The organism is Tardiphaga sp. P4_G1, from assembly GCF_056401215.1.
Map to the genome: position 1 here is coordinate 190684 of NZ_JBFUJU010000006.1, position 23570 is coordinate 214253.

A 23570-nucleotide genomic window follows, 5' to 3' on the forward strand; every position below is an offset into this window, starting at 1 on the left:
CGAATGATCATCATGATGTCCGAGGAGAGGGTGAAGGGTATGGCAAAGCGCCTACGCAAAGTGCTGCGCGGATGCGGTGTCGAGCTCAAGCACTTCGCGTGCCTCGAACTTGCTGTCCGCCTGTGCGGTTTCGAGGACTGGCAGAATTACCGTCGTCGGGATGTCGACGCACCGCTCAGCCTCCTCGACGACGACCTCTGGGAAGAAGAGTTCGCCGCCCGCGACGAATTTCAGATGAGTGTGCTGGAGGAAGCCGGGTTGGGGGCGGTTGCGCGTGAACTCCTCGACCGCGCGAACCCGACGGGCTCCTGGGCCAGGCAAACAAGCGGGCCAACTTTCCGAGACAACTCCGACGAGCGGGGTCATTCGCTCAGCTTCGCAGATAACCTAGCCCAGTAACTGATTGCCTGACTATCAAGACCGATAGGAGCGGTTTCCAATGGTTGACGACAACACTGCGTCAATTATCCCCCTGCGCGAAGCCCGCCGGCCCAAAACGCCGGCCGAACGACAACGCGCTTATCGGCACCGCAAGCGGCAGCAGCGTCAGACTGCGCAGGCTGCCGTCCTACCCGAAGTCATGGCGGAAGTCCTGCCCAACGACCAGCAAGTCACTTGCCCCGTGACGTCACAAGCCAACGTAACGCCCATTACTCCTCCCGCCGCGTTACCAGTTGCGACCAACGCCACTCGAGTCATTTCCACCGGCGCGCGACTAGTCACGGCGAATGTCATGCCCGTCACTCCTGCTACCGAGTTACCGGTCGCGGCTAACGTCACGCCCATCACTTCTGCCGCCGCGTTACCCGTCACGGCCAACGTAACGCGCGTCACGCCCGACATCACACAAGTCACGGAGTCACGCTGGCACGCAACGAACCGTTGCTCGACCAGCTCGTACGGCTTGACCGCGGCTGCCTTCGCTCTCGCTGGCGTTGGTCTTATCATGAATGGTTGGTTTGCTCGGTCGCTGGGTTCGACCGATCTAGCCGGATGGCTGTTTCTCGCTATTGGCGTCGCCGCTGACCTGGTAGCTCTTACCATCCCTTCAGCTGCCGCCCAGCTTTGGCGCACGCGCCGGCGGATCAGAGCTGCGGCGGCTTGGTTGGTATGCTTCATAAATCTTGTATTCGTCGCCACCGCCGGAATCGGGTTCGCTTCCCTTAACATCGCCGACGTGACGCTTGCTCGGGCGTCACGCGTCACTCCTGCAGTGACGAGAGCGCAGGACGCGTTACGCGACGCTATGACCGCACGTGACCGGGAATGTGCTGGCGGAGTCGGTCGGTACTGTCGCGAGCGCGAGCAGGCCGTAACGGACCTCCGCCGCGCGCTCGACGCAACGTTGAATTCGGTCGCACACACCGCCGATCCGCAAACCGATGCCGCCATTAGGATTGTGGCTTGGCTCAGTTGCGGAACCCTCAAGCCAACGGCCGACGATTTCGCCATGCTGCGCTTGGTGCTATTGGCACTCTTACCGCAGGTCGGCGGAATTTTGCTAATGATCGGTCGGGCGCGCTAAGGGGGGACAAACTACCTCAAGACGTGCGATGGCCCGCTACGCTCTAGCCCAAGTCGAAGCCCAAACCCGACGTGCGCACGGTGCGTGAATAGCCTAGAACGACCAGAAGTCCGGCATATCCAACTGCCTAGCCCTAAATGCCGCCCCGTCACCGATTGCGGTGGGCTCTCGACCATATCGGCGAACGGACGCACTTCCATAGACCCTAATCAGTATGGAGAGGACGAACCCGCTGGCGTTCACAAGAACCAGCGTATGCGTCTCTCTCCGGAAAAAACTAGCGCGAATAACAGCGGTTTCTCAGTGTCTTGCGAAATCGAGTCGTTCTCAAAGCGAAAAACGGGGGTATCGAGTCGCTCTTAAAGTCAAAATCGAGTCGTTTTCAAAATGCGGGATCGTGGAATATCAACGAGATAGCCGAGTCGTTCTCAAAGTGGCCCCACAGAGCCAGTCTGTGAGGGTCTGCTTTTTGCAGCCAAGCCATTCGGTACGCGTTCTGTCCTCTGAAGCGTTGCTGATTGCCCGCATGAGCCGGGCCTCGAGCCCGGTGAGACAATCGTCGTCGACGGCGGACACTTTGGCGATCTTAATTCGGGGGGATTTTCGTCAGTAGGGAAGAGGGTTGGGTCGACGTGCAAAGACTTTGCGCCCGCAATCTCGCGGCCGGTCGAGATGAACCGGACCGTAATCGCATCTCAGAGTGGGCCAGCGCATCCAGAACGATGATCGCGCGCTGGATCACGGCCTTCAGGGCGACGTGCAGTTGCTGCGTGTCATGCCGGCACCCATTGCGTATTGCCGGCTCTGTGGCACGATGAAGCGAATTTCAGCAGTCGGTTTGTGTGCAAATGATCTTTGAACCAATTCGATTGATGCCTGAGGCGCCCGGGCAAACCCCGGCGAAGAACCGCACGATCTTTTCTCTCCTGGCGGCGGTTAGATGGGTCCAGCGTTACGTTGACAGCGAAGCCAAGACAACGCCGCGGTGGACGAAGCTGATCGCTGTTCTTGATGAGGCGACTGTCGGGAAAATTGAGCCGCCCGAGGTTCGAACCGCGCTCCATGTCGCTTTGATGGCTGAAGGATGGGCGATGCCAGACGAGCTTGAGCAACCAGATATATTCACGTCTGGCCGAGCGGATTCCCCGTAGATCAGCCGATATCGCAGATCCACCGGTGGCGGCGCCACCTTCAAGTGGACGCCGTTATCTGTCATAGTGCAGGCTTTACTGCTCGGAGAACGCTCATGTTGTTCCCTGTCGGTAGTCGATGGCTCGCAGCGATTCTTGCGCTGACATTTTGCACCAGCGCGAGCGCCGGCGATGTGCTCTTCGAAAATGTTCGAATCTTTGACGGGAGAAGCGCCACTCTTTCCGCTCCGTCGAATGTGCTGATCAAGGGCAACCTCATCGAGCGTATTTCCACGGCACCGATAGCAGTCGCAGACGCTCAGCGTGTTGCAGGAAACGGGCATACGCTGATGCCTGGCCTGATCGACAATCATTGGCATGCGATGTTGATACGGGTGACGCCGGCACAGGCTTTCGGTGACGTCGGCTACAACAATCTGCTGGCCGGCAGCGAAGCGACTGACACTCTGATGCGCGGCTTCACAACCGTTCGCGATGTTGGCGGGCCGGTGTTCGGCCTCAAGCGTGCCATCGACGAGGGCATCGTCAAGGGCCCACGCATCTATCCGTCCGGAGCCATGATCACTATCACGAGCGGGCATGGGGATTTCCGGCAGCTGACTGACCTGCCACGCACGATCGGCGGCATGCTCACCCGCATGGAGCAGGTCGGTGGCGCTATAGTTGCGGACAGCCCTGACGAGGTGCGCGTGCGCGCGCGCGAACAACTCATGCAGGGCGCCTCCCAGGTCAAGTTGACGGCGGGCGGCGGCGTGTCGTCACCTTTCAGTCCGGTCGACGTGACCACTTTCACCGAGGCCGAACTACGCGCCGCCGTTGAAGCGGCCGAGAACTGGGGCACATATGTCGCCGCGCACGCCTTCACTCCGGCTGCGATCCAGAGAGCCGTTGCCGCTGGCGTGAAGTGCATCGAACACGGCATGCTGATGGATGAGGCGACCGCCAGGCTACTCGCCGAGAAGGACATCTGGTTGAGCTTGCAGCCCCTCCCCGAGGGCTTGAGGCTTGGCTTTCCGGAGGGTTCCGTCCAGCGAGCCAAGGCGGATGAGGTCTGGCCCGGCATAGCCAGGTCCTACGAGTTTGCAAGGAAGTACAAGATCAAGACGGCGTGGGGAACCGACGTGCTGTTCTCGCGCGCGCTTGCGCAGCAACAGGGGGCAATTCTGGCCTCGCTCACGCGCTGGTACACCCCCGCCGAAGCGCTGGTCATGGCGACATCTACAAACGCCGAACTGCTGGCGCTGTCCGGCAAGCGCAATCCCTATCCCGGCAGGCTCGGCGTCGTGGAACAGGGTGCGCTCGCGGACTTATTGCTTGTCGACGGCAATCCGCTGGACAACATCAACCTGATTGCCGATCCCGCGAATAACTTCAAAATCATCATGAAAGACGGCGTCATCTACAAGAACACTTTGAGCAAGTGAGCCTATGCGCGACCTCCTCTTTCTTGTCGTCATAATGATCGGCCTCGCATCGCCTCTCCATGCTGCGGACGATGTAGCGGCGGCGCAGAAGATCATCAGCTCCCAAGCCGATGCGCTGGCGCGCGACGATGCTGTGACTGCCTATGGGTTCGCGGCCCCCGGCATCCAGAGCATTTTCACCGATCCCGACAGCTTCATGGACATGGTGCGCAACGCCTATGCGCCCATCTATCGCCATCGCAGCTTCGAATTCACCGAGAACAATACGTCCGGTGGCACCATCGAGCAGAAAGTCCATATCGTCGATGCCGATGGCGTGCCGTGGGATGCGCTCTACACGCTGGAGCCGCAGCCGGATGGCAGCCTGAAGATCAGCGGCTGCATGTTGCTGAAAGTCGGCCAGGCTGTGTGACACCTCACAGCGGCATTCACATTCGCACCTCACATCATCTATAATAGGTCCTGCACGTCTCTCGTCCTACGGTTGCTTCCCGGGTGAATTTGTTGCGGTACCTGTCCCTCAGCACACTGTCTCCCATTGTCCTGGGCAGCCTGTTGGCGTGCGGGGTGTCGACCATCGCGATGACTGACACGCGTCGCCTATCCCTGATGCCCGATCCGCGCGGCGAGTTCATCCGGCTCTGCGCGCCCTTCATGGTGTCGCGCTATGCGCATCCCGAAGCGATCTGCGACTGCGTCCGCACCGCGCTGATCAGCGAGATCGGCGATCGCGATATTCTCGACGCGATCCTGTACGGGGTCACCGAGCGCGGCGTCCCCACGCTGAACGAGAACTGGCTGCCGCCGGACAAACGAAGCTTGATCCCGAGGACCATGACGGCGATTGCCGAGCCGACGCTGGACTGCATGTTCGGTAGCGGCCCGGCCAAACGCGCGCTCGAAAACGTACCGATCGATGGATTTCCGGCGATGCCGCCGGTGCAGGATCTGACGCCTTAGGCGACCGATGCGCCCGAGGAGAAAATCAACCTGCGGCGCGCCCGCAGCATCAGCGCCGTGATGATGGTGACGTTGAGCGCATTCCAGGCGAGGCCGTTCATGAACGCTGCCGCGTAGGAGCCCGTGGCGTCGAAGATGACGCCCGACATCCAGCCGCCAAGTGACATGCCTCCTACCGTGCCCAATATGACAATGCCGACACGCGTAGCCGCCTGCGATGCCGGCATCGCCTCGCGGATGATGATGGCATAGGCCGGCACCAGACCGCCCTGGAACAGACCGAACATCGCCGAGATGATGTAGAGCGAAGCCAGACTGTCGAAGAACAGATAGAACAGCAGAGCGAATCCCTGGAGCAACGAGCCGATCAGCAGTGTGCTGATGCCGCCGATGCGATCGGCAAGGAAGCCCGAACCAACCCGGCTGATGATGCCGCAGGCGAGCATCAGCGACAGCATCTCGGCGCCGCGCGTCACGCCGTAGCCGAGATCTCCGCAATAAGCGACGATATGCACCTGCGGCATCGCCATGGCGACACAGCAACCAATGCCGGCCACAAAGAGAAGCGTCGTCAGCGTGTTGTTGCTGAGCTGGAGATCGACTTTGGGCGGCGGCGCATTGACGTGACTACGTCGTGTGACCGTGCCCATCTGCGCGCGCAGAACCACAAGCATCAGGAGCATCAGGACGGTTGTGACGACCCCGACACCGATATGCGTCGAGCGCCAGCCAAAAGTCAGAATGCCCCAGCTGACAATCGGCGGCCAGAGCGTGCCGCCGATATAGCTGCCAGTTGCAGCGACAGTCACCGCGATGCCGCGCCGGCGCTCGAACCAGTGCGACGCCTCCGCCATCAGCGGTCCGAAGGTTGCCGACGACCCTGCCCCGATCACCACGTGAATAAGATTGAACTGCCAGAGCGCCGTGGACCGCGACGCGAGAAGATAACCGGCGCCCATCAGCACCGTCGCAAGCGCAATCGTGGCCACGATGCCGAACCGGTCCGTGAGCCTGCCGGCGACCACGCCGCCGAGGCCGAAGCCGACCATGGTCAGGGTAAAGGCCAGCGACGCCGCGCCGCGGCTGGCGGCGAAATCGGCCTGCACGGCCGGGAGCGCCACCACCACCGACCACATGCCCACTGACCCCAGTGAGCCGATGATCAAGGCAAGCGACAGCCGGATCCAGGCCTGACGGGAGTCAGGCAGGAACGGCGTCGAATCTGAAGTGGGGGTCGCGATGGTCACGGCGGCAACATCCTCGGCGTGTGCCCACGGGTCAAGCGATATGCCGAAGGATTAGGCATGCAGAAACAGTGCAACAGACCGTTTCGGCCAAAACTGGCTCCGGGCTTGTGGCAAAGCCGCGCAGTAACGCCTCGTTAACCCTTTGCTAACCATACACACGGCAAAAATTGCCGAGTGGAGTCGCGTCTCGTCAGCTGACCGGGGGAATGCCCGTGGATGCCAGTGCGGTGCCTCACTTGCGGATCGGCGGCCCTTCGGCCGCCGCGCAGACGTTCGGCAGTCGCGAGCGACATTCGCGCGGGGAAGCGACATCGATGACGGATTTGATCGCGGGTCAGGGTCTGGGCGCACCCAAGAGCGGCGGTTTCGACTTCGCCAGCATCAAGACGAACGTCTTGCGCGGCGATATCGGCCTCGCATTCGGCGTTCTGATCATCCTTGTCGTGCTGATCATGCCGCTGCCAGCCATCGTGATGGATCTGTTCCTCGCGATCTCCATCACCATGTCGGTGCTGATCCTGATGACGGCGCTGTTCACCCAGACGCCGCTGGAATTCTCGTCGTTCCCGACCGTGTTGCTGATCTCGACCATGTTGCGGCTGTCGCTGAACCTGGCCTCGACCCGCCTGATCCTGTCGCATGGCCACGAAGGTACCGCCGCGGCCGGCCACGTCATCGAGGCGTTCGGCAATTTCGTGATGGGTGGCAACTTCGTCATCGGCATCGTCGTGTTCGCGATCCTGGTGATCGTGAACTTCATCGTCATCACCAAGGGTTCGGGCCGTATCGCCGAAGTCGCGGCACGCTTCCAGCTGGACTCGATGCCCGGCAAGCAGATGGCGATCGACGCCGATCTGTCGGCTGGCCTGATCGACGAGGCCACCGCCAAGGCGCGCCGCAAGGACCTTGAAGACGAAAGCGGCTTCTTCGGCGCCATGGACGGTGCTTCCAAGTTCGTCCGCGGCGATGCCATTGCCGGCCTGCTCATTACCGCCATCAACGTTATCGGCGGGATCATCATCGGCGTCGCGCAGCAGGGCCTGTCGTTCTCGGAAGCCGGCCGCACTTATACGCTGCTGACCGTCGGCGACGGCCTGGTCACCCAGGTTCCGGCGCTGATTGTCTCGACCGCCGCAGGCCTGCTCGTCTCGAAAGCGGGCATTACCGGCGCCGCCGACAAGACGCTGATCAAGCAATTCTCCGGCTATCCGCAGGCGCTGGGCATGTCGGCCGGCGTCATGCTGACACTGGCGCTGCTGCCGGGCATTCCGATGCTGCCGTTCCTCGCACTCGGCGGCGGCGCAGCCTATCTCGCCGTCACCGCCAACAAGCGCAACAAGGTTGCGCGTGCCGAAGTCGCGCATCAGGCTGCAGCGCCCGCCGCCGCCGCAGCAGCACAAGCTGCCGCCGCGGACGAGCCGATCTCCGCATCGCTGAAGATCGACGATCTCAAGATCGAGCTGGGCTACGCGCTGCTGCCACTGGTCAATGGCCCGGACGGCACCGATCGCCTGACCGAGCAGATCAAGGCGCTGCGCAAGTCGCTCGCTGTCGAAATGGGTTTCGTGATGCCGTCGGTCAGAATCCTGGACAACGTGCAGCTCGAAGCCAACACCTACATCATCAAGATCAAGGAAGTGGACGCCGGCACCGGCCGCATCTGGCCGAACCAGTTCATGGTAATGGATCCCGGTGGTAATCAGGTCAACGTCCCGGGCATTCACACCACCGAGCCGACCTTCGGCCTGCCCGCGACCTGGGTCGATGCCGGCCTGAAGGAAGAAGCCTCGCTCAAGGGCTACACCGTGGTCGACGCCGCCACGGTCTTATCGACGCATCTGACAGAGCTGCTGAAGGGCAATATGTCGGACCTCTTGTCCTACGGCGAAGTGCAGAAGCTGCTGAAGGACCTGCCGAAAGAACAAGGCGAACTGGTCAAGGATATCGTCCCGTCGCTCATCACCGTGTCGGGCATCCAGCGCGTGCTGCAATTGCTGCTCACCGAACGTATTTCGGTGCGCGATCTCTCGACCATCCTCGAAGGCATTGCCGACGCCCTCGCCTTCTCGCGCAACCCATCGACCATCGTCGAGCATGTACGTGCGCGCCTCGCGCGACAGATCTGCGCGCAGAACACGTCCTACAACGGCTACCTGCCGCTCATCGCACTGTCGGCGCAGTGGGAGCAGGCCTTCGCGGAATCGATCATCGGCACCGGCGAAGAACGCAGCCTCGCGATGCAGCCATCGAAGCTGTCGGAGTTCATGACCACCGTGCGCGATCGTTTCGAACAGGCCGCGCGCGAAGGCGAAGCGCCGGTGCTGGTCACCTCGGCCTCGATCCGGCCGTTCGTGCGCTCGCTGGTGGAACGGTTCCGCGCACAAACCACCGTGCTGTCCCAGGCGGAAATCCACCCCCGTGCGCGCCTGAAGACCGTCGGAAGCGTCTGATTGGCGGCAAGAGGCTAGCAACCTTGCCCGAAACCGATGTAAATTCGTCACAGACAAGAGATTTGCCAGAATGTCGCATCCCGAGGCCATTTCGGGGCGACGGCACGAATCACTCTCAACGCTCTGATAATAAATAATAATTTATGAATTTCAGGGCCAAGCCGGGTGCTTCAATCGCGCCGGATCACGTCTTATCACTGCCTTGTGATCGACTATTTGGAACGGAACGACCCAACACCACGTTTCCTATGCGTGATGAGTTGAACCTGCCGACGCGGACACGACACAAACGGTCGTAGGCAGAGTAAGACGGCAGGGAGCGTTTCCAATGAACCACTCGATTTACAGCGCGGATCGCATGACCCACCTGAAGGTGGTGATCGTTGCTCTGGTCGCCGGTATCTTCGTGGCAGGCTTCGGACTCTCGGCCCGCATGAATGCTGACGAAGGCTACAGCCAGACCGCCAGCGCTCGTGTGATCAAAGCAGGCCAGCCGGTTGCTGTCACCACTTCGAACGCCAGCATGGTCCGCTAAGGAATTCAGGAATTCGCGTGGCGATGTCCCCCAAGGTCGTCAGGTGAATACATAGAAGCTCCACTTCCCCCCGAGTGGACTTCTGAATGGAAAACGCCCGCTCCCCACGGGCGTTTTTCTTTTGTGGGGTGCTTTCTTGCTTCTCCCTCCCTCAAAGCAGCGCAGCTGCGCAGTGGGAGGGATACTCTGCGCGCCAGTGCGCCATCACAGATTCAAATTTCAAACAGCCACGCTCTCGCAGTCTCGCGGCGCTTGCGCGTCCGAGGTGTGAGCAGTCCCCCTCAAACGATGAGGGGTGGCAACGCGCCGTGAGGCGCAAAGGGTGGTTTTTTATCGCGGTCCGCTCCACCGGAACGCCGGCAAGCTGCAACCGCGCAACGCCTCACGGCGCGCCACCGCGGCGATTTCTGTCCCCGGGACCGTTCTTCCGGGCAAAGGCGCAGAGCTCCGCACTCCGCTGATCCCGACGGTTTCCCGCCGTTCACCAATGCCACGTCCAGCCAGCATGAGTGGCAGACCCCCGTAGTGGGGCCGGACGGTGACCCAAGGCCTCCCGAGTGCGCGGGGTACGTCACCCCACGCCCGCAGGCGCCGCATCCCAGTCCCACTTCAAGACGCCTCTAGAAGCGACCCTCGCGAACGGGATGAGCGGAGGATAATCCTGTTGGGGATATTGTCAAGAACAATAGGAAAAAATGTTTAAAGCCTTCCTCTTCCCATTGTCATTCCGGGGCGCGGCCGGCACTTTGCCGGACGCGAACCCGGAATGACAGTGGGAGCAACACACATCGAGATTCCGCGGAGTGACTGAGGTTCGCATTACAGCGGCTTTGCCGCTTTCATGCACCCCGGAATGACGAACATAGGACCAATGCCGGATGACAAGGGAGCCAAACGATCACCGTGCCGGCGGCACCGTTTCGATCAGCTTGCCGGTGAACACGATCGGGCCGGTGGCTGCACCGGTCGGCGAACCGCCTTCCGGCTCGACGGTCACGGCATAGGTGGCCTGATTGACGACATCGGGATCATAGGCAGCGAGTGCAGCGCGCGATGTGAAGTCGTTGCTGCCGATCACGCCGAGCGAACGCGGACGCTGCAGCTTGTCGGACACAATCCAGAGCTCGTAGCTTTTACCGGCCTGCGGCTCGGCGCCAACCTTGCGCACTGTAAAGTTTTTGGTCGCCGCATCGACAGTGAGGATGAATGCGGGTGACGCGGCGTCGGTCTGCAGCAAGGCGACGTATTGCGACTGAGCTGCTGCGGGCGGCGCGACCGGCGCTGGCGCCTGCACCACCTGTTGCGCGGCCTTCGGGCGTAAACCTGCCGGCAGCAATTCGGGGCGATAGGCCTGCACGGCAATCAGCGCAACAAGCATGGCGGCAATCGCGGTCATGCCGGTGGCGACACCGCGCCAGCGTTTTGCCTGGACCGAGAAATCAATCACGTTCGAACGATCGAGCGTCGAACGATCGATCGCAGGCTGCTCAGCGACGACCGCCGCTGCGGCGACCGGCTGCGGCGCTTCCGGATGCACGATCGTTTCTTGCGTACCGGCCAGACCGATCGCAACGCGGATTTTCTCCCAGACTTCGGGACGCGGCTCGACAAGGCCGACCATCTGATTCAAAACGCCGAGCTTGCGCTCCCACGCCTCGACCACAGCGGCAAAATCCTTGTCGACAGACATCATGGTCTCGACCTGCACGCGCTCTTCGGCACTGAGCGTGCCAAGCGCATATTCCGCGGCAAGCGCGATATGGTCTTCGCTATAGGCCATCATGTCAGTCCCAGACACTCCCGGATGTCCATCATACTGCGGCGCAGCCACGTCTTCACTGTATTGACCGGCGCTTCGAACTTCGTCGCGAGTTGTTCGCGGCTCCAACCATTGTAGTAAGCAAGCAGCACCAGTTTCTGCCGGTCCGGCTCAAGCCGGCCCACGCACTCCAACAAGCGCTTCAATTCTTCGGTCATTTCCTGTCGCGCGAGCGGGTCAGGTGTATCGGCTGCCACTTCCATTGCAGCCGGCTCTTCCTCGATAGACGTTTCGCTTCTCTTGCGAACGACATCGATAGCCCGGTTACGAGCGATCGACGCCATCCACGTGATCGGCGAGGCAACACCGGGATTGAATTGCCCGGCGCTGTTCCAGATCTTGACATAGGCCTCCTGGATGACTTCCTCGGCGAGATCCTGTCTGCGCAAGATACGGATCACGACGCCAAAGAGTTTCGCGCGCGTCGCTGCATAGAGTCGCTCGAAGGCGGCTTCATCCCCTTTGGCAACTGCGGCAAGAAGCCAGACCAGTTCAGCCGGCGTCAGCATTACGTCTCCCCAACCTCAATATACCTTTCGCCTTACGGAGGTGCCGCCCGGCGGTATCACCTGTCGTAACATAGATTATAGCAAGCGGGCCATGTCGCTGTTTATGCTGTGGATAGACCATAAACAGCAAACCCGGACCTCGCGGCCCGGGCTTGATGACTTCAATCTTTGAGGCTCGTTGGCTCGCCGCTTCTGCGGATCAGGCCACTGCGCCGATGCGGGCACGCATCAGGCCAATGCTGTCGAGGTCGGCCTGTTCGCGTGCGTTCTCTTCGTCGCGTGCACGGGCCTGGTCGCGCTCGTCGAGCAGTTCGACCTTCTTGAGTTCTTCAAAAGCTTCACTCAGCAATGCCTTCGCGTCTTCGAGCTGCACGCGCAGCTCATCGGCCGAACGTGTCAGGTTCTCGCGACGTTGAATCGCAGCCTTCGCGTAGGTGGGATAGGCAAAGTGAGTGGGATCCTGAATACCGGCGCGATCCTGTTCGGTCTGGATCTCGCGCTCGAGATCGACCGACATGCGCTGGAAATCCGCGATCATGCCTTCGATCTGATTGACCCGGCGGCGCTTCTCATCGACCTGGAACTTCTTCAGGCGGATCAGGGTGTCACGTGACTTCATCGACTCATACTCCCCAGAAGTCCCAGTCTCAACGCGGGACACAACCGGACAACCGCAAGGGGCTGACCGGCCGAAATTCTTCTCTGAGGGTCATGATGGCCTGACAAAGTTAGCGTTCCGTTTCCAAACCACCAACGATTTGTTGCAGTTGCTGATAGCCTTGGGCCAGTCCGCAGACTTCGTCCTTCCGTTGCCGCAGGAATGCCTCAAGCGGCTCATGGAGCCGGATCGCCTCGTCCACTTCCGGACTGGAACCGGCGCGATAGGCGCCCAGCCTGATCAGTTCCTCCATATCCGAATAGGTCGCCATGATCTGCCGGGCTCGCGTGATCGTCGGCAAATAGGCTGGATCGCAGGACCGCGGCATGGTTCGCGACACCGACTTCAGGATATTGATAGCAGGATAGCGACCGCGCTCGGCGATACCGCGTTGCATCACGATATGGCCATCGAGAATGCCGCGCACGGCGTCCGCAACGGGTTCGTTGTGATCGTCGCCGTCGACCAGCACCGTGAAGATACCGGTGATCGAGCCTTCATCGGTGCCCGGCCCTGCCCGCTCCAGCAGTTTCGGCAGTTCGGTGAACACCGTCGGCGTATAGCCTTTAGCGGTCGGCGGCTCGCCGACGGACAGACCGATCTCACGCTGCGCCATGGCGAAACGCGTGACCGAGTCCATCATGCACATGACGTCCTTGCCCTCATCGCGGAAGAACTCCGAGATCGACAGCGTCAGATAGGCCGCTTGGCGCCGCATCAGTGCAGGCTCGTCCGAAGTCGCCACGACTACGACGGCGCGTGCGAGACCTTCTTCGCCCAAGTCCTCCTGCAAGAACTCCTGCACTTCACGGCCACGTTCGCCGATCAGGCCGATGACCGACACGTCGGCATCGACATTGCGCGCCAGCATGGACAGCAGCACCGACTTGCCGACGCCGGAGCCCGCAAAGATGCCCATGCGTTGGCCGCGGCAGCAGGTCAGGAAGGTATTGAGCGAGCGCACCCCGAGATCGAGCGGCGCGCCGACGCGTTTGCGAGAATGCGCCGGCGGCGGAGACGCGCGATATGGCATCGGTGCCGGCCCCTGCAGCAACGGCCCCTTGCCGTCGATCGGCTCGCCCATCGCATTCACGACGCGGCCGAGCCAGGCGATAGAGGGCCGCACCTGGCTGGCGGCATTGGCGATCACCGCCCGGCAGCCGCGACGTACGCCTTCCAGTCCGGCAAAGGGCATCACCACGGCGTTGTCGCCACTGAAACCAATCACCTCGGCAGGGATGGAACGGCTGGTGCCGGTCTCGATGGTAATGCGGGCACCGACCGACATCGCGTGGATCGGCCCGGCCACCTCAACCATTAACCCGCGAACACCGACCACCCGGCCGTAAATATTGACGCCATCGAGGTCAGTAATCTGTTCCGCAAGGGCTTTCATTGCAAAACCCTTAAGTTTCGCTTCATTGCCGGCTCGGCCTTAACCCCGTGTTTACCCGCATCGTTAATCATTACGTCACTGTCTTGGATGACTGAGAGCATTCGCGCCATCAGAATGAAGGGGCGAGTCGATGGAGTCGGTTAGGTCCGGCTCTTAATGTGGAGCTTGAGCGGGTACGGGTACAAAAAGAGTCTTTGCTGCAACATCTTATGGCGATTCGACAAAAATTGCACGATTAGAGCTTGCGCTGAAGAATCAGGTTTTGTTAACCATATCCAGTCAGGATCCGAATCAGTTGTTCGTAGGCGTTTTTTGGTGCCGCAAGTATGGCGGCCGACCTGACGCCCGGAGCGGCGACTAAAGGGGACTGGCATGCGCGTTTTGCTAATTGAAGATGATAGCGCCGTTGCGCAGTCGATTGAGCTGATGCTCAAATCCGAGAGTTTCAACGTCTATACGACGGATCTCGGAGAAGAGGGCGTCGATCTCGGCAAGCTCTACGACTACGATATTATCCTGCTCGATCTCAATCTGCCGGACATGTCCGGTTACGATGTGCTCAAGCAGCTGCGGGTGTCCAAGATCAAGACCCCGATCCTCATTCTCTCGGGCCTCGCCGGCATCGAGGACAAGGTCAAGGGTCTCGGCGTCGGCGCCGACGACTACATGACCAAGCCCTTCCACAAGGACGAGCTGGTTGCCCGCATTCATGCGATCGTGCGCCGCTCCAAGGGCCACGCCCAGTCGGTCATCCAGACCGGCGACCTGGTGGTCAATCTCGATACCAAGACGGTGGAAGTCGGCGGTCAGCGCGTCCATCTGACGGGCAAGGAATACCAGATGCTGGAGCTGCTCTCGCTCCGCAAGGGCACCACCCTCACCAAGGAAATGTTCCTCAACCACCTCTATGGCGGTATGGACGAGCCCGAACTGAAGATCATCGACGTTTTCATCTGCAAGCTGCGCAAGAAGCTGGCGAATGCTTCCGAAGGCCGCAACTTCATCGAAACCGTCTGGGGCCGTGGCTATGTGCTCCGCGAGCCGCATGAAGAAGAGATCCGCATCCCGGCTTGAGTTTCAAGCCAGCTTAAGCGTCACTCCCCGAAAGTTCTCACGAAACCCCGCCGAAAGGCGGGGTTTTTGTTTGCGTGGATGAACCCACCCTTTGCTTACAGCGACGAATGCCATAGGCGAATACCAAGCGATCATGTTTGGCGCACATTTCGGGGGCGGAATGGTTCTGCAATCTCTGGTCGGGCTGCCGGCCTTTCTGGTCTATTTCTGCACCGGCATTGTCGCCGTGATGCTGTATCTCTTCGTCTATCTGCGCGTAACCGCACATGACGAGTTCGCACTGATCCGCAAGGATTGCGCGCCAGCTGCGATCGCGCTCGGGCTCAGCCTGCTCGGCTTCGTGCTGCCGGTGGCTAGCGCGATCGTCCACTCCGCCAATGTCATCGACTGCCTGATCTGGGCGATCATCGCGCTGATCGTGCAGATCGCCGTCTATTTCATTCTCCGCATTCCGGTGCCGCAATTGTCGGATCGCATAGCCAATGGCGAGATGGCCCCGGCCCTCTGGCTCGGCCTCGCCTCCCTTGCCGCCGGCGTGCTCAACGCGGCCTCCATGGTGTATTCGCCATGACAAGCGAGCCCGCGAAGAACTTCGGCAAGCGCCAACCCGTACAGCCGATGCATGAGGAAGCCCCGTCGCGCAAACGCTCCAACCACGTGGCGCTCTTGCTCATGGGCACCATGGCCCTGGGCGGCGGCGCCTATGCGCTGATGCCGAGCGAACATTGCGACCCGAACCGCGCGGCCATCGCCGGCCAGCAGCAGGAGTGTCAGCAGCGCAGTTCGTCGTCATCCTCCGGCGGCCATGGCTATTCAGGGGGCAGCAGCAGTTCCTCCGGACGCAGCAACTTCGCCAGCACCGGATCGTCATCCAGCGGCGGATATGACAGCTCGTCATCCAGCAGCAGCCACGTCACCCATGGTGGCTTCGGCTCCTTCGCCTCGCATTTCTCCGGCGGCGGCTAGTTTTTCATGCAACGCATCGCATGTTCCGAGCGTGACGATTGGCAGGCCACAGCGGCCGCGACGGGCTTCGTATTTCATACCGAGGCCGGCGACCGCTATTGGGACGAGCGCGCCTACTACGCCTTCACGCTGGATGAGATCGAGCGTCAGATCGAAGCCCCGACCGCCGAACTCAACGCGATGTGCCGCGAGCTGGTGAGCCGTGCGGTCAAGGATGAGCGCTATCTGCGGCTGCTGAAGATTCCGCAGGCCTACTGGACCTTCATCGCCGCAAGCTGGCAACGGAGCGATCCCAGCCTCTACGGCCGCTTCGATTTCCAGTTCGACGGCAAGGGTCCGGCAAAGCTGCTCGAATACAATGCGGACACGCCAACCTCATTGTTCGAGGCCGCGGTGTTTCAATGGACCTGGCTCGAACAGGCGATCGAGCGCCAGATCATCCCGAAGCGGGCCGATCAATACAACTCGCTGCATGAGCGGCTCATCGAGGCCTGGCGCAAGATCGGCGCCGACAAAGCCATTCATCTCGCAGCCGCCATGGACAATGCCGAGGACCGCGGCACAGTACAGTATCTCGCCGATGTCGCGCAGCAAGGCGGGCTCACACCCGCGCTGATCGACATCAAGGACATCGGTTATGCCGACAGCGGGCACTTCGTCGATCTCGAGGACCAGCCGATCGACCTGATGTTCAAGCTTTATCCGTGGGAGTGGATGTTCCGCGAGGCGTTCGGCGGCCGTCTGAAAGGCGCATCGACGCGCTGGATCGAGCCACCGTGGAAAGCCATTCTGTCCAACAAGGGCATCCTGCCGCTGCTATGGGCAATGTTTCCGAACCACCCGAACCTGCTGCCGGCCTATTTCGACGATGATGCTGCAGCCGCTGAGCTTGGCACATCCTATGTGCGCAAGCCGCTCTATTCGCGCGAAGGCGCCAATGTCACGCTGGTGAGCGACGGCAGCGCCATCGATGCGCAGCCCGGTCCCTATGGCGAAGAAGGCTTCATCCGGCAGATGCTGATGCCGCTGCCGAACTTTGCGGATCAGTATCCGGCGCTGGGCAGCTGGCTGGTCGATGAGGTGCCATGCGGGCTCTCGATCCGCGAGGATGAGAATCCGATCACCGGCAACATGTCACGCTTTATTCCGCACGCGATCCTGTGACGGCGCTCAGCGCGCCGGCGAAGCAGCGGCCTTGATACCCACAGGTGTCATGCTCGGCACGATCGACGGTGCAGCACGCAAAACGTTCGGGCGGTACAGACCACGCTTGTCGGCATGCGGCTTGAACGCGTCGGTCAGACCGACAACGGTCTCTGCGGCGCCCAGTGCCAGGAAGCCATCGGGCTCCGTGCACTTGGCAAGGCGGCCAAAGATCTGCGTCTTCATGTCCTGATCGAAATAGATCAGCACGTTGCGGCAGAAGATGATGTCGAACTTGCCCATGCTGGAGAAGTCCTGCAGCAGATTGAGCGGCTTGTACTGGATCATCGACCGGATCTCCGGATTGATCTGCCACATCTCGCCGGTCTGCTTGAAGTATTTGACCAGCAGCTGGATCGGCAATCCGCGCTGGACTTCGAACTGGGTGTAGATGCCCGACTTCGACTTCTCGAGCACCTGCTGCGAGATGTCGGTCCCGATGATCTCGATCCGCCATCCGGCGAGCTGGGCGCTCATTTCCTTGATGGTCATCGCGATCGAATACGGCTCCTGACCGGTGGACGCAGCCGCACACCAGATCCGCAGGCTCTTGCGGGCGGCACGGGCCTGGATCATCTCCGGCAGCACGACGTCGCGCAGATGGTCGAATGGAAGCTTGTCGCGGAAGAAGAAGGTCTCGTTGGTGGTCATCGCCTCGACCACGTCGGACGCAACCGTGGACGAGCCGTTCTTGATCTTCTGGACCAGCTCTTCAATGCCCGACAGGTTGGCCTTGCGCGCGAGCGGCATCAGCCGGCTTTCGACCAGATACTGCTTGTCAGCAGACAGATCGAGACCCGAGCGCTCCTTCAGGAACTTGCGCAGGAAATCATAGTCTGCCGGTGTCATGACCGATCTCCCGAAAAAAGACGAACCACTTTCGAACCGATTTGATTGAGCGGCAGGATAGCCGAGCAGATGCCCGCATTGGCGGCAGCGCCGGGCATACCCCACACCACGCTCGATGCTTCGTCCTGCGCGATGACATTGCCGCCAGCCGCGACGATATCCTTGCCGCCGCGCATGCCGTCCGAACCCATGCCTGTCAACACGACGGCGAGAATGGCGCCGTGCCAGACGTCGATGGCAGACGTGAACAGCGGATCGACAGCAGGCTTGCAGAAGTTCACCGGCGGACCGTCATCGAGCGCGATGGCGATGTTGGCACCCTGCTTGACGGCGCGCATATGCTTGCCGCCTGGCGCAAGGTAGATCTGACCGGCCTTGACGATTTCGCCATCGACACCTTCGCGAGCCGGACGCTTGCTGGCGCGCGCAAGATGTTCGGCAAGAATGGTCGTAAAGGTCGGCGGCATATGCTGCGTGATCAGAACGGGCACCTTGTCGATCACGGCGCCGATTTCGGCAACCAGCGTCATCAGGGCCTGCGGACCACCAGTGGACGAACCGATCAGCAGCGCGCGTGGCATCGTGGCGCTGAAAGGACGCTTCACGAGCTGCGCCTGCGCGGCGACTGATGTCACGGACTTGAAAGACGGTGCAGCCTCACGTGCCGCGGGAGCTGGCACGATCGACGGCGTCGTCGCCGACTTCAGGCGGCGAACCTTCGCGCCAAGATGACGGATCTTCTGCAACAGGTCGTGCTTGAAGATGTCGGCTGCGGAAATCTCCCGGGTGCTCTCCGGTTTCGGAATGTAGTCGGCGGCGCCGAGCGACATCGCCTTGAAGCTGATCTCCGCGTTGCGGCGGGTCAGCGTCGACGCCATGATGATAATGAGATTCCGCTTCTTCGCCAGCAGCTGCGGCAGCGCCGAAATGCCATCGAGCTCCGGCATTTCAATATCGAGAATCGCAACGTCGGGATTGATGCGCTCGATCTGGTTGACGGCATCGAGACCAGTGCGAAGCGACGCCGCGACGGCCATGTCAGGCTCGGCCTCGATCCAGCGCGAGATCAGGCCGCGAATGACGACGGAGTCGTCCACCACCATGACTCGCAGTGGCTCATACCGCGAATCGACAACAGGAGGACTTATCACATCAACACTCATGAACTCACCGGACGCAACACAACGCGACAAATGCACTGACAAAACAAATGCACAAACAAAAAGGCGGGCGCCGGAAGTGGAATACGCAATTCCGGCGTAGAACTTAGATCAGGCCGACTTCCTGAAACTTCGCCGACACGATTTCCTTGTCGAACGGTTTCATGATGTATTCGTTCGCGCCGGCATGCAGCGCGCGCGCGATGTGGGCCACATCGTTTTCGGTCGTGCAGAACACGACCTTTGGAACGTCACCGCCAGGCATGCGGCGCAGGTTACGGAGGAACTCGTAGCCATCCATCACCGGCATGTTCCAATCAAGCAGAACAGCGTCCGGCAGGTTCTGCTTGCAGATTTCGAGCGCTTTCTCGCCGTCTTCAGCTTCGGTAATCTCGAAATCGAGACCTTCGAGAATCCGACGGGCGACCTTACGGATGACACTGGAGTCATCGACAACCAGACATGTCTTCATGTGAGCCTCATTTTCACCGCGGACAAAATTGTCCAAGTGCTGGTCTTAGGCGGCCAGCTTGTCAGGCGAGATTTCAAGGATGCGATCAACGTCGAGTACGACCATCAGTTGCCCATCGAGACGATGGACGCCATCGGCCATCTTGGCCATGCGCGGATCCAGATTGACCGGATTCACCTCACGGCTCTCATCGGCGAGCTTCAGGACTTCACCGATCGAATCGATCAGCAAGCCGTAGGATTCACCGCGGAGATCGACGCCCACAGCCATCGGCGGCTTGCCGTCATCGTTCTTCGGCAGGCCAAGGCGCGAACGCATGTCGATCGCGGTCACAATTCGACCGCGCAGATTGAGCACGCCGGCGACGTCGCTGGAGGACAGCGGCACGCGGGTCAGACGCTCGGGCATGAACACGTCCTGCACGCGCGAGATCGGCATGCCGAACAGCTGTCCACCGATCATGGTGGTCACGTATTCGGTGATCGCGCCGTCAGCGCTCGGAGCCTTGGTGGTGGTGGTGGTCGTAGTGGTGGCGGTCATTGCGATTTCCCTCACGCAGCCTGGCGAACTTCAGTGGTCTGTTCTTTGAGCGCCGCAATCAGGCCGGGGCGATCGAACTTGGCGACGTAATCATGGAAACCTGCGAGGCGACCGCGCTCGATGGCAGCCGGCGAGATCATCGCCGAGAGAGCAATGATCGGCGTGTGGCTGAGTTTCTGATCCGCACGGATGGTCTCGGCGAATTCGAAGCCGTTCATATCCGGCATTTCGATGTCGGTGAGGATTACGTCGACCTCCTGACCCGAGCGCAGGAATGACAAACCTTCCTGGGCGTTGGTGGCGACGCGTACCTTGTAGCCGGCAGCCTTGAGCACGGGGGAGAGCATGTTGCGGAAGAACGCGGAGTCGTCGACCAGCAGCACCGATTGGGCGGTTGCCGAGACACGCATCTCCTTACGCGAGAACCAATCGGCGAAAGCCATCGGCAGGAAGTGACCGACGTCGATCACTTCGGTCGCGAGACCCTTGATGACAGCGGAGCCGAGGATTCCCTCGCGACCGCTGGCCACTTCGATATGCAGGCGCTCTTCGACGATATCGACGATTTCGTCGACGACGAGACCCATCGAGCGACCGTCGTCTGCGAAAACGAGGATTGGCTGGGTACCCGACGTACGGACGGTCACGCCTTCCATCTGCACCAGCGGCATCAGTTGATCGCGGTACTGGACCATGTAGCGGCCGTTCGACAGCTCGACCTTGTCAACGCCCACTTCTTCGAGGCGCGTGACGAGACCGAGCGGCACCGCCTTTGGCTGTGCGGAGCCGGCGCGGAACACCAGCAGCGACGTCAGCTGTTCCGCATTCATCGCGCGCATTGCGGCGTTCTCGTCGGCGATCTCGTGAGCGTTGGATGCCAGAGCACCAAGCTCCTGCGCGATGCCGTTCGGATCGACAATCATGATCACCGCGCCATCGCCCAGGATGGTGTTGCCGGAGAACATGCCGATGTGACGGAGCTTGGTGGACATCGGCTTGACGACGATTTCTTCGGTGTGGAAGACGCCATCGACGACGATGCCGAAGGTCTGGTTGCCCACCTGGGTCACGACGATGAAGCCGTTCTCCGGATCGGCCGATGAGCCGTCATCGATCTGCAGCAGCTTCTTCAGATGCATCAGCGGCAGCAGCTTGTTGCGCAGACGGAGCACCGGGGTGTCCTTGATGCGCTCGATGCGATGTTCGGAATTGGCGCGTGCACGCACCAGTTCGACGACCGCCAGCTGCGGGATCGCAAAGCGATCACCACCAGCTTCGACGATCAGCGCCGACACGATGGCCAGCGTGAGCGGGATCTTGATGGTGACGCTGGAGCCTTCGCCGGCGACCGACTTGATGTCGATGGTGCCGCCGATCTGATCGATATTGGTGCGCACCACGTCCATGCCGACGCCGCGGCCGGAGACGCTGGTGACGGCAGCCGCAGTGGAGAAGCCCGGTGCGAAGATGAACTTGTGGATCTGGGCTTCCGACATCTTCTCGATATCGGCTTCGGTGGCCAGACCGTTCGAGATCGCCTTCGCCTTGATCCGCTCGGTGTTGAGGCCGCGGCCGTTGTCGGCGATGCAGATCAGGATGTGGCCGCCCTCGTGATAGGCGGACAGACGGATGGTGCCCTGCTCCGGCTTGCCTTCGGCAGCGCGCTCAGCCGGCGTTTCGAGGCCGTGATCCGCCGAGTTGCGCACCATGTGGGTGAGCGGATCCTTGATAAGGTCGAGCACCTGGCGATCGAGTTCGGTATCGGCGCCGTGCATCTCGAGTTCGATCTGCTTGCCTAGTTCGCCGGCCAGATCGCGCACGATACGCGGCAACTTCTGCCAGGCATTGCCGATCGGCTGCATGCGGGTCTTCATGACGCCGTCCTGCAGTTCGGCCGTCACGGTGGACAGGCGCTGCAGCGGCACCTTGAATTCGGTGTCTTCATGACGACGGCTGATTTCCAGCAGCTGGTTGCGGGTCAGCACCAGCTCCGAGACCATGGTCATCAGATGTTCGAGCGTGTCGACGTTCACGCGGATTGACTGGTTCGCGACCTTGTCAGCTTCTGGCTGGTCGACCTCGACTGCGGTCTTCTTGGCGGCAGGCTTCGGAGCAGCAGCCTTCGGCGCGGCGGGCTTTTCAGCAACCGGAGCCGGCGGCGCGACAGGCGCAGGCGCAGCAGCTGCTACGGGCGGTGCCACTTCGATGGCGGTTTCCTGGAAGGCCCGCTCAAGCTCTTCGAGCGAGACTTCGCCGGGACGCAGCTCACGCTCCAGGGTCGGAACGACCAACGGGGCCGACTCGGCCACGACAGGCGCTTCCGGTGCGATCGGAGGAGCAGATTCCGTCATCGATTCCATGCCTTTTTCGACCATGTGATGCAGTTCGCCAATCAGATCTTCGTCGACGCCTTCCGGCTCCACTTCCGTGGCTTCGAGCTGACTGAGAATTTCCTTGATGCGATCGATCGTGGTCAGGATGAGCGTAACCGCCTCTCCGGTAACCGGCATTCCATCGCGGAATTTGCCCATCAATGTCTCGGCGGCGTGGGCCAGGGCTTCGAGACGGGGCAGTCCGAGAAATCCGCACGTGCCTTTGATGGTGTGAACCAGGCGAAAAATATTATCGAGAATTTTCGCGTTATTCGGGTCCTGTTCGAAGCGGACCAGCTGATTGTCAACCGTATCCAGGCTCTCGTTGGTTTCCGTCAAAAACTCGCGGAGAAGATCATCCATGAAAATAGGCCTTCACACTCCAGGCTCGCGACTTTCGCTACGCCTTTCGAAGTCTGGCTACTTTCCCCGCAAAGCGTTTAATATTAGTTGAGCATTCCCAAAAACAATGAATGCGACATTTAGCTATATGCTCGCACACGTACGAGCCCGCCAAACGGCGGACTCGTAAAGAGTTCATTAAGAGTTGAATGAGTTTGCGATCAGATCGCGGTGACGACGATGGCGTCGCCTTCGGGCACCAAGGTCACCTTGAGGCCGCAAGCCTGCGCCAGCAGCCGCGTGTAGTAAGGCTGCACGGCATGGGCATCGATGCTGCCAACTTGTTCCGAGGCCAGCATATCGACGATGGCCTGCGGCAGGCGCGCGTTGAGGCCTGCGGCCGTGATCTTGAAACCCTGCGGCTCACCTTCGCCGATGCCATCGATCTTGAGCACGCCGCCGCGCGGAATCGTCTGCTGCGCGATTACCAGCATGTTGAGCAGCAGCTTGACCTTGTTCTTCGGCAGCAGAAGCCGCGGCAGATTCCATTCGATCTTGGTCTTGGCGTCTTCAAGATGACCGCGCGACATGGTCTGCGCGTCGCCGAGATCGATCTGCGCGCCCGCCGAGCCGGCGGCTCCGAAGGCGAGCCGGCAGAACTGCAAGCGGGCCGATGCGGTCTTGGCGCTCTTCCGGATCAGATCGAGCGCGAATTCCTTGTCTTCCGGCTTGGGATTGTCATCGAGCACTTCCAACCCGTTGACGATGGCGCCCACGGGGCTGATCAGGTCGTGGCAGACCCGCGAGCAGAGCAATGCCGCGAGTTCAAGGGCATCGGGGGCCGGACCTGGCGTGGGAGTGTCGGACATGAAATGCGCTCCTGGGGCCACACAGAATGAACGGCGAATCAAGCATTTG

At 60.9% G+C, this 23570-nt stretch carries 22 protein-coding genes; 11 read left to right on the plus strand and 11 right to left on the minus strand.

Features of this window, described 5'->3' with window-relative positions:
* The first annotated feature begins 3 nt into the window (after positions 1-3).
* From AC1DUY_RS16225 to AC1DUY_RS16245, 5 genes are all read left to right on the plus strand, one after another.
* The gene (locus AC1DUY_RS16225) at positions 4-399 is read left to right on the plus strand and encodes a glyoxalase superfamily protein (protein ID WP_478115569.1); all 396 of its coding nucleotides are present in this window, start codon (positions 4-6) and stop codon (positions 397-399) included.
* Positions 400-439: 40 nt separating this feature from the next.
* Positions 440-1525 carry a hypothetical protein gene (locus AC1DUY_RS16230; protein WP_478115571.1) on the plus strand — a complete coding sequence of 362 codons (1086 nt, stop codon included), beginning with the start codon at positions 440-442 and terminating at the stop codon, positions 1523-1525.
* 1246 nt (positions 1526-2771) lie between these two features.
* Positions 2772-4100 (plus strand): metal-dependent hydrolase family protein, encoded by a 1329-nt coding sequence (locus AC1DUY_RS16235; protein WP_478115573.1) that lies wholly within the window; start codon positions 2772-2774, stop codon positions 4098-4100.
* A 4-nt stretch (positions 4101-4104) separates the two neighbouring features.
* Complete coding sequence (locus AC1DUY_RS16240) at positions 4105-4512, plus strand: DUF4864 domain-containing protein (RefSeq protein WP_478115575.1); 408 nt, start codon at positions 4105-4107, stop codon at positions 4510-4512.
* A 170-nt stretch (positions 4513-4682) separates the two neighbouring features.
* Entirely contained in the window at positions 4683-5060 is a 378-nt protein-coding gene (locus tag AC1DUY_RS16245; protein ID WP_139285952.1) for a hypothetical protein, read from the plus strand.
* On the opposite strand, the gene AC1DUY_RS16250 is transcribed toward AC1DUY_RS16245, so the two are convergent.
* Positions 5057-6307 carry an MFS transporter gene (locus tag AC1DUY_RS16250; protein ID WP_478115577.1) on the minus strand — a complete coding sequence of 417 codons (1251 nt, stop codon included), beginning with the start codon at positions 6305-6307 and terminating at the stop codon, positions 5057-5059. The genes AC1DUY_RS16245 and AC1DUY_RS16250 overlap by 4 nt on opposite strands.
* 212 nt (positions 6308-6519) lie before the next feature.
* Between AC1DUY_RS16250 and flhA the strand changes: the two genes are divergently transcribed.
* Together flhA and AC1DUY_RS16260 are read left to right on the plus strand one after the other, a co-directional pair.
* Positions 6520-8757, plus strand: coding sequence for a flagellar biosynthesis protein FlhA (gene flhA, locus AC1DUY_RS16255; RefSeq protein ID WP_478115579.1), 2238 nt, complete (start codon positions 6520-6522; stop codon positions 8755-8757).
* Positions 8758-9085: 328 nt separating this feature from the next.
* Positions 9086-9292: a hypothetical protein gene (locus tag AC1DUY_RS16260; protein WP_478115581.1), complete on the plus strand. Its 207-nt coding sequence runs from the start codon at positions 9086-9088 to the stop codon at positions 9290-9292.
* An 898-nt stretch (positions 9293-10190) separates the two neighbouring features.
* Here AC1DUY_RS16260 and AC1DUY_RS16265 read toward each other — a convergent pair.
* The 4 genes from AC1DUY_RS16265 to fliI all read right to left on the minus strand — a co-directional run bounded on the left by AC1DUY_RS16265 (position 10191) and on the right by fliI (position 13674).
* Positions 10191-11072 (minus strand): anti-sigma factor, encoded by an 882-nt coding sequence (locus AC1DUY_RS16265; RefSeq protein WP_093761193.1) that lies wholly within the window; start codon positions 11070-11072, stop codon positions 10191-10193.
* Positions 11072-11620, minus strand: a complete 549-nt coding sequence (locus AC1DUY_RS16270; RefSeq protein ID WP_089267514.1) for a sigma-70 family RNA polymerase sigma factor — start codon at positions 11618-11620, stop codon at positions 11072-11074. Before AC1DUY_RS16270 ends, AC1DUY_RS16265 begins: the two co-directional genes overlap by 1 nt.
* 199 nt (positions 11621-11819) lie before the next feature.
* On the minus strand, positions 11820-12239 hold the full coding sequence (gene fliJ, locus AC1DUY_RS16275) for a flagellar export protein FliJ (RefSeq protein WP_068737112.1): 420 nt from the start codon (positions 12237-12239) through the stop codon (positions 11820-11822).
* Between the two features lie 109 nt (positions 12240-12348).
* Positions 12349-13674, minus strand: coding sequence for a flagellar protein export ATPase FliI (gene fliI / locus AC1DUY_RS16280; RefSeq protein ID WP_089267515.1), 1326 nt, complete (start codon positions 13672-13674; stop codon positions 12349-12351).
* 372 nt (positions 13675-14046) lie between these two features.
* Between fliI and ctrA the strand changes: the two genes are divergently transcribed.
* The 4 genes from ctrA (at position 14047) to AC1DUY_RS16300 (ending at position 16878) form a co-directional block, all read left to right on the plus strand.
* Positions 14047-14748 carry a response regulator transcription factor CtrA gene (gene ctrA, locus AC1DUY_RS16285; protein WP_068737116.1) on the plus strand — a complete coding sequence of 234 codons (702 nt, stop codon included), beginning with the start codon at positions 14047-14049 and terminating at the stop codon, positions 14746-14748.
* 160 nt (positions 14749-14908) lie between these two features.
* Positions 14909-15319, plus strand: coding sequence for a DUF350 domain-containing protein (locus tag AC1DUY_RS16290; protein WP_089267516.1), 411 nt, complete (start codon positions 14909-14911; stop codon positions 15317-15319).
* Positions 15316-15714, plus strand: coding sequence for a hypothetical protein (locus AC1DUY_RS16295; protein ID WP_320447348.1), 399 nt, complete (start codon positions 15316-15318; stop codon positions 15712-15714). The genes AC1DUY_RS16290 and AC1DUY_RS16295 overlap by 4 nt, the downstream gene beginning before the upstream one ends.
* A gap of 6 nt (positions 15715-15720) precedes the next feature.
* Positions 15721-16878, plus strand: a complete 1158-nt coding sequence (locus tag AC1DUY_RS16300) for a glutathionylspermidine synthase family protein (protein WP_478115586.1) — start codon at positions 15721-15723, stop codon at positions 16876-16878.
* 6 nt (positions 16879-16884) lie between these two features.
* Here the strand turns inward: AC1DUY_RS16300 and AC1DUY_RS16305 are convergent, their stop codons facing one another.
* From AC1DUY_RS16305 to chpT, 6 genes are all read right to left on the minus strand, one after another.
* Positions 16885-17766, minus strand: coding sequence for a CheR family methyltransferase (locus AC1DUY_RS16305; RefSeq protein ID WP_478115588.1), 882 nt, complete (start codon positions 17764-17766; stop codon positions 16885-16887).
* Positions 17763-18929, minus strand: coding sequence for a protein-glutamate methylesterase/protein-glutamine glutaminase (locus AC1DUY_RS16310; protein WP_093760980.1), 1167 nt, complete (start codon positions 18927-18929; stop codon positions 17763-17765). Before AC1DUY_RS16310 ends, AC1DUY_RS16305 begins: the two co-directional genes overlap by 4 nt.
* Positions 18930-19032: 103 nt before the next feature.
* Positions 19033-19398, minus strand: coding sequence for a response regulator (locus tag AC1DUY_RS16315; RefSeq protein ID WP_068737128.1), 366 nt, complete (start codon positions 19396-19398; stop codon positions 19033-19035).
* A 45-nt stretch (positions 19399-19443) separates the two neighbouring features.
* On the minus strand, positions 19444-19938 hold the full coding sequence (locus tag AC1DUY_RS16320; RefSeq protein WP_478115591.1) for a chemotaxis protein CheW: 495 nt from the start codon (positions 19936-19938) through the stop codon (positions 19444-19446).
* An 11-nt stretch (positions 19939-19949) separates the two neighbouring features.
* Positions 19950-22673 carry a hybrid sensor histidine kinase/response regulator gene (locus tag AC1DUY_RS16325; protein ID WP_439057603.1) on the minus strand — a complete coding sequence of 908 codons (2724 nt, stop codon included), beginning with the start codon at positions 22671-22673 and terminating at the stop codon, positions 19950-19952.
* Positions 22674-22873: 200 nt separating this feature from the next.
* On the minus strand, positions 22874-23521 hold the full coding sequence (gene chpT, locus AC1DUY_RS16330) for a histidine phosphotransferase ChpT (protein WP_068737134.1): 648 nt from the start codon (positions 23519-23521) through the stop codon (positions 22874-22876).
* Positions 23522-23570 lie beyond the last annotated feature (49 nt).

Excerpts from the sequence above, each read along its gene's own strand:
- AC1DUY_RS16225 (WP_478115569.1), top strand. The coding sequence starts at position 4 with ATGATCATCATGATGTCCGAGGAGAGGGTGAAGGGTATGGCAAAGCGC.
- AC1DUY_RS16230 (WP_478115571.1), top strand. The coding sequence starts at position 440 with ATGGTTGACGACAACACTGCGTCAATTATCCCCCTGCGCGAAGCCCGC.
- AC1DUY_RS16235 (WP_478115573.1), top strand. The coding sequence starts at position 2,772 with ATGTTGTTCCCTGTCGGTAGTCGATGGCTCGCAGCGATTCTTGCGCTG.
- AC1DUY_RS16240 (WP_478115575.1), top strand. The coding sequence starts at position 4,105 with ATGCGCGACCTCCTCTTTCTTGTCGTCATAATGATCGGCCTCGCATCG.
- AC1DUY_RS16245 (WP_139285952.1), top strand. The coding sequence starts at position 4,683 with ATGACTGACACGCGTCGCCTATCCCTGATGCCCGATCCGCGCGGCGAG.
- AC1DUY_RS16260 (WP_478115581.1), top strand. The coding sequence starts at position 9,086 with ATGAACCACTCGATTTACAGCGCGGATCGCATGACCCACCTGAAGGTG.
- AC1DUY_RS16265 (WP_093761193.1), bottom strand. The coding sequence starts at position 11,072 with ATGGCCTATAGCGAAGACCATATCGCGCTTGCCGCGGAATATGCGCTT.
- AC1DUY_RS16270 (WP_089267514.1), bottom strand. The coding sequence starts at position 11,620 with ATGCTGACGCCGGCTGAACTGGTCTGGCTTCTTGCCGCAGTTGCCAAA.
- fliJ (WP_068737112.1), bottom strand. The coding sequence starts at position 12,239 with ATGAAGTCACGTGACACCCTGATCCGCCTGAAGAAGTTCCAGGTCGAT.
- fliI (WP_089267515.1), bottom strand. The coding sequence starts at position 13,674 with ATGAAAGCCCTTGCGGAACAGATTACTGACCTCGATGGCGTCAATATT.
- ctrA (WP_068737116.1), top strand. The coding sequence starts at position 14,047 with ATGCGCGTTTTGCTAATTGAAGATGATAGCGCCGTTGCGCAGTCGATT.
- AC1DUY_RS16290 (WP_089267516.1), top strand. The coding sequence starts at position 14,909 with ATGGTTCTGCAATCTCTGGTCGGGCTGCCGGCCTTTCTGGTCTATTTC.
- AC1DUY_RS16295 (WP_320447348.1), top strand. The coding sequence starts at position 15,316 with ATGACAAGCGAGCCCGCGAAGAACTTCGGCAAGCGCCAACCCGTACAG.
- AC1DUY_RS16300 (WP_478115586.1), top strand. The coding sequence starts at position 15,721 with ATGCAACGCATCGCATGTTCCGAGCGTGACGATTGGCAGGCCACAGCG.
- AC1DUY_RS16305 (WP_478115588.1), bottom strand. The coding sequence starts at position 17,766 with ATGACACCGGCAGACTATGATTTCCTGCGCAAGTTCCTGAAGGAGCGC.
- AC1DUY_RS16310 (WP_093760980.1), bottom strand. The coding sequence starts at position 18,929 with ATGAGTGTTGATGTGATAAGTCCTCCTGTTGTCGATTCGCGGTATGAG.
- AC1DUY_RS16315 (WP_068737128.1), bottom strand. The coding sequence starts at position 19,398 with ATGAAGACATGTCTGGTTGTCGATGACTCCAGTGTCATCCGTAAGGTC.
- AC1DUY_RS16320 (WP_478115591.1), bottom strand. The coding sequence starts at position 19,938 with ATGACCGCCACCACTACGACCACCACCACCACCAAGGCTCCGAGCGCT.
- AC1DUY_RS16325 (WP_439057603.1), bottom strand. The coding sequence starts at position 22,673 with ATGGATGATCTTCTCCGCGAGTTTTTGACGGAAACCAACGAGAGCCTG.
- chpT (WP_068737134.1), bottom strand. The coding sequence starts at position 23,521 with ATGTCCGACACTCCCACGCCAGGTCCGGCCCCCGATGCCCTTGAACTC.